Origin of the sequence: Rhizobium altiplani (genome assembly GCF_001542405.1) — a bacterium.
GTDB lineage: Bacteria > Pseudomonadota > Alphaproteobacteria > Rhizobiales > Rhizobiaceae > Rhizobium > Rhizobium altiplani.
Genome location: NZ_LNCD01000035.1, coordinates 1 through 4,839, shown reverse-complemented (window position 1 = coordinate 4,839; position 4,839 = coordinate 1). Strand labels below are relative to the sequence as shown.

The 4,839-nt window shown below is 59.6% G+C and carries 5 protein-coding genes; all 5 read left to right on the top strand.

Translation table 11 applies throughout. The features are described 5' to 3' along the window. Positions 1–122: 122 nt before the first annotated feature. A complete protein-coding gene (locus AS026_RS07425; RefSeq protein WP_028748939.1) occupies positions 123–1,238 on the top strand; it encodes an IS110 family RNA-guided transposase in 1,116 nt (371 codons plus the stop codon). Positions 1,239–1,588: 350 nt separating this feature from the next. Beyond that, positions 1,589–2,020 carry an IS66-like element accessory protein TnpA gene (gene tnpA / locus AS026_RS07420; RefSeq protein ID WP_062369226.1) on the top strand — a complete coding sequence of 144 codons (432 nt, stop codon included), beginning with the start codon at positions 1,589–1,591 and terminating at the stop codon, positions 2,018–2,020. 207 nt (positions 2,021–2,227) lie between these two features. Beyond that, on the top strand, positions 2,228–3,457 hold the full coding sequence (locus AS026_RS07415; RefSeq protein WP_028749684.1) for a tyrosine-type recombinase/integrase: 1,230 nt from the start codon (positions 2,228–2,230) through the stop codon (positions 3,455–3,457). Continuing rightward, on the top strand, positions 3,451–4,365 hold the full coding sequence (locus AS026_RS07410; protein WP_028749685.1) for a tyrosine-type recombinase/integrase: 915 nt from the start codon (positions 3,451–3,453) through the stop codon (positions 4,363–4,365). Before AS026_RS07415 ends, AS026_RS07410 begins: the two co-directional genes overlap by 7 nt. Next, positions 4,362–4,839: tyrosine-type recombinase/integrase (locus AS026_RS07405; protein ID WP_160330092.1), on the top strand; the 478-nt coding region annotated here is incomplete at its 3' end. The genes AS026_RS07410 and AS026_RS07405, both read left to right, overlap by 4 nt.

The window sequence follows — 4,839 nt, the reverse complement described above, 5'->3', positions numbered from 1 at the left end:
AAAAGTTGAGAAAACCGTAAGACCGTATGTCCGTCTTCGTGCCTGAGGTGGCTCGCCCTACACTGGTCTTCCGAGGGTTGCTCGGATAGGCCGAGCCGATCCTCATCACAGGAGGACGAGCCGTGGCAGATTATAAAGAAGCTTTTATAGGAATCGATGTCGCCAAATTAAAGAATGCGATTGCTATCGCTGAATCCGGCCGGGAGGGAGAGGTCCGCTTTTGGGGTGAGGTTGACGCCTCTGATACCAGCATGCGCCGCATCATCCAGCGGATAGCAGCAAAGTTTGACCGAGTTCATTTCTGCTACGAGGCGGGTCCGACCGGATACGGGCTGCATCGGCTTATCCGATCGCTTGGCCATGAATGTGTGGTGGTCGCTCCATCATTGATCCCCAGGAGGCCGGGCGACAGAGTAAAGACGAACCGTCGAGATGCACTCGCGCTCGCCCGGCTATTGAGGGCCGGCGAGCTCACGGCAGTGTGGGTTCCTGATGAGGGCCATGAGGCGATGCGCGACCTCGTTCGCGCTCGAGCTGCTGCTGTCGAGACATTGCGGGTTCACCGACAACAGATCAGTGCCTTTATGCTCAAACACAGTCGCATCTATCCACGCAAGAAGGGCTGGACGATGCGCTACCTGCGCTGGCTGCAGGAGCAACAGTTCGATCATCCGGCGCATCAGATTGCGTTGCAGGAAATGGTCGAGGCGGTGCGCGTCTCGAAAGAGCGCGTCGAACGACTGGAGAAGGTGATCGAGGAGTTCGTCCCAACCTGGTCGCTGGCGCCGGTCATTCGAGCGCTGCAGACCCTGCGAGGGGTCGATCTGATCGTCGCCGTGACATTCGCCACGGAGGTCGGCGACGTAAGCCGATTTGAGAGCCCTCGCCAACTGATGGGCTATCTCGGCCTGGTCCCTGGTGAGCGATCAACGGGTGAGACGGTCAGACGGGGTGGGATCACCAAGGCCGGCAACGGTCGGGTTCGGCACATGCTGGTCGAGAGCGCCTGGACTTATCGGCATCCGCCGAAGGTCGGCACGAGAAAGCTCTACCTCATGGAGCAAGCCCCATCGAAAGTTCGAGAAATTGCATGGAAGGCTCAGAGCCGGCTGACATCTCGATATCGAATGCTCGCCACTCGGGGAAAGCGAACGACAGTGGTTTGCACCGCCATTGCCCGCGAGCTGACCGGCTTCATGTGGGCTGTTGCAAGGGAGGCGCAGGCGATCAAATCATAAGTCGCCGAAGCGAACTTGCACCTCGCGCATGGGCGGAGGCGGGACAACGGCAGGGGAACACCCGTCAGACGCTTTGTGGCCGGCAATTGACCGACGCCCGTAGTAAGATCGGAACAGCCCCGGACGCACAATCGGGAATGCGGTAGCCAACCCGCGCATCAGAGTTTGATCACCGACGTCCTTCAGTTCCGCCTCCACCCATACGCGATCATCATCATGAACAGCGTTCGGTTGGGCGGTCGGTTTCTCGCGCCCAAAGCATTGACAACGGACATCAGAGCGGTGTCTTGACCCCACCTTCCGGATCAGCGCGTGATTGTTGATGTTGTCGTCGAACGAGGCTTCGACATATGACGATTACAGGGTTTACGCATGGCACCAGTGCAGATGTGCCGTTGCAACGGATTGAAGTTTTCACTGGAACAGGGCGTCGCCGCGACTGGAGCGACGAAGAGAAGGACCGCATTGTCGCCGAGAGTTATAGCGGCGAGATGTCGGTCAGTGCTGTTGCGCGTCGGCATGGGTTGTCGCCCGGACAATTGTTTACCTGGCGCCGGCAGGTGCGAAGTCAGGCGAAGCAAGAAGCACTGCCTATGTTTGTGCCAGCGGTAATTGATCGTCCGGCAGAGCTACCCCCAACGCTGAGAAAGACGACAACGAGAAGCTCTCGTCCAATAGCGGCAATCGAGCTGGAAGTCGGTGGCGCGATCGTCAGGATCGCATCGGGTACGGACCGCGCAACCATTGCCGCCGTTATCCATGCCTTGAAGGCTCAGCCGTGATCGGTCCGTCCGGTGCGGTAAAGGTGATGATCGCCACCAAACCCGTCGACTTCCGTAATTATGCGGCGACCATGATTATGCGAAGTTGTCATTGCCGGTCTATGGATTATGGCGTCTTCACAGATGCTTAGATAGATCGAGCACGCGCAATCGCTCCACATAACTATGCTCCCTCACGATGAGGTTCACGTTGTGAGGAGAGCACAGATGGATGCCAATAATCGTAATCACAGGTTCCTCGATCCAGGATCGTTGTCGTCATGGATCGAACGGTTCGCGGCCGAGCTTGCCGCTCAGAGATATACGCCGCTGACCATTGAGGGCTACACGTCCTCAGCTCGTCATTTCGCGGCTTGGCTTGGTAGCGCCGGTATCTCGATCGACGTCATTGATGACGATGTCGTTCGTCGCTTTGCCGAACATCGGTGTCGATGTCCTGGTGGGCGGCAGTGGCTGCGTATCTCACCAAAATATTCGCGCCGCGCCGGGAGGTTCGTTGTTTTCCTGCAAAAAGCCGGTATCGCACGTCCACCCTTGAAGGTCACGTCGCCATATCCCCTGCTTGTCGACTATCAGAGCTGGTTGCGCGTCCACCGGGGACTGTCGGAACGCACGATCGTCCGTCACCTTCGCGACCTGCATAAGCTGTTACCGGAGCTCGGTACGGCGACTCTCGACTATGATGCCGCCCGGGTCCGTAACGTTGTCCGCGAGTGGCGCGAGCGAACCGGCCCGGCCAACCTGAGGACCATAACGAGCGCCTTGCGCAGCTATCTTCGCTTCCTCGCGGGTGTCGGCTTGTGCCGCCCCAACCTCGATCACGCCATTCCGCCGGTCCTGCAATGGCGCCTTTCGTCGTTACCGCGGTATCTTGCAGCCGCCGATGTCGAGCGCGTCATTGCATCCTGTGATCAACTTACCAGAGGGCGTTTGCGGGACCGTGCAATCCTGCTCCTACTGGCTCGCCTGGGGCTGCGGGCCGGGGATGTGGCCGGACTCAGGCTCAGCGATATCGAATGGACGTCTGGTATGCTGCGCTTGAGTGGCAAAGCGCGCCGTCAAGTTCGGCTGCCGTTGCCGCAGGACGTCGGTGATGCACTTCTCGCGTACATCGAGCAGGAACGGCCGCGCGTGCATCAAGAGGCAGTCTTTCTCACAATGATTGCACCCTACCAGTCATTTGCACAGTCCAGCCATATCTCTACGATCGTAGCACTGGCGCTAAAGCGTGCGGGCATTTCCGATCCCCCATCGACCGGAGCGTGCCTGCTGCGCCACTCTGCGGCAACCACCATGCTACGCTCGGGGGCCACACTCGAAGCTGTTGGCACGGTGCTACGTCACCGCTCGCTCGATATGACCGCACATTACGCCAAGGTCGATGTAGCGATGCTGGAGCAGATTGCTCAGCCCTGGCCGGGAGAGCTGCCATGCTGAGTCAGCTCCTCGCCGATCATGCGGCGCTGCACCAAGCCCTGGGATTCAAGTTTCGGACCCCGGGCATTCTTCTGCGCAATTTCGTCTCCTTTGCCGAGCATCGCGGTGAGCATGTCATAACGACGGCAACCGTGCACGAGTGGGCGCTACAGGCGCCTTCACCCGAACAACGTCGGAACCGCCTATTGGCGGTACGTCGCTTCGCGCTCTCGCTGCATGCCGAAGATCCCCGCCATGAAGTTCCCTCCGCTGATCTTTTTGGCCGCGCCAGTCGCAAGCGCCGCACGCCCTATATCTATAGTCCCGGGGAGATCCGACGGCTGATCGACGCCGCTCAGCGACTTGGCCCCGACGGTTCAATCCGATCGCTCACCTACGCCACGATGTTCGGGCTGATTGCCGCGACCGGCATGCGTGCTTCGGAGGCGATCGCCATTCGATTGCCGGACGTGACCAACGACGGGCTGATCATTGCCCAGACCAAGTTCAAGAAGAGCCGGTTGGTGCCGCTCCACCCGACGACCCGACGCGCCTTGGACCGATATCTCGCAACCCGCCTGAAGGCAGCAAGTCAGAGCGACGCGCTTTTCATTTCGCATCAGGGAACGCCGCTCGCTTATCCGACAGTAATTACGGTCTTCCTGCAGATCAGTCGATCGATCGGCTTGCGAGGCGCTCCAGGATCGCGAGGGCCGCGGATCCACGATCTTCGCCACACGTTCGCCGTTCGCTCTCTCGAACGCTGTGCGCACGATTCCCAGGCGGTGGCGCGGCATATCACCGCCCTCAGCACCTATTTGGGGCACGCCCATGTGACCGATACTTACTGGTATCTTCAGGCAACGCACGAGTTGATGGCGCATATGTCTGCAGCCGGCGAGACATTGCATCGAGGAGTGACGGCATGACCCAGCTTGCCCAGCACCTCACCGCGTTCCTGCGCGAACATCTTCCCCGGGAACGACGCGCAAGCGTTCACACTTGCGATGCCTATGCCTATAGCTTCCAGCTGCTGGTGACGTTCGCCGCGCGACGGTTGAGCAAGCGACCTTGTCTGCTGCAGATCGAAGATATCGACGTACCGATGATCCTCGCCTTTCTCGAACACATCGAAGAGACGCGTGGCAACAAGGCCCGTTCGCGCAACGCCAGGCTGGCTGCCGTGAAGTCCTTCTTCCGCTATCTCGAGCATCGCGTACCCGCAGTGCTGGATCAGGCCCTTCGGGTTCACGCCATTCCGATGAAGAAGATTGACGAGGCCCTCGTGGCTTCGCTTTCGCGTACCGAAGTGCAAGCGCTGCTCAATGCACCGGATCGGCGGACATTATCAGGCATTCGCGATCGAGCCATGCTGCATCTGGCTTTCGCCGGCGGGCTGCGCG

Excerpts from the sequence above, each read along its gene's own strand:
- tnpA (WP_062369226.1), top strand. The coding sequence starts at position 1,589 with ATGACGATTACAGGGTTTACGCATGGCACCAGTGCAGATGTGCCGTTG.
- AS026_RS07415 (WP_028749684.1), top strand. The coding sequence starts at position 2,228 with ATGGATGCCAATAATCGTAATCACAGGTTCCTCGATCCAGGATCGTTG.
- AS026_RS07410 (WP_028749685.1), top strand. The coding sequence starts at position 3,451 with ATGCTGAGTCAGCTCCTCGCCGATCATGCGGCGCTGCACCAAGCCCTG.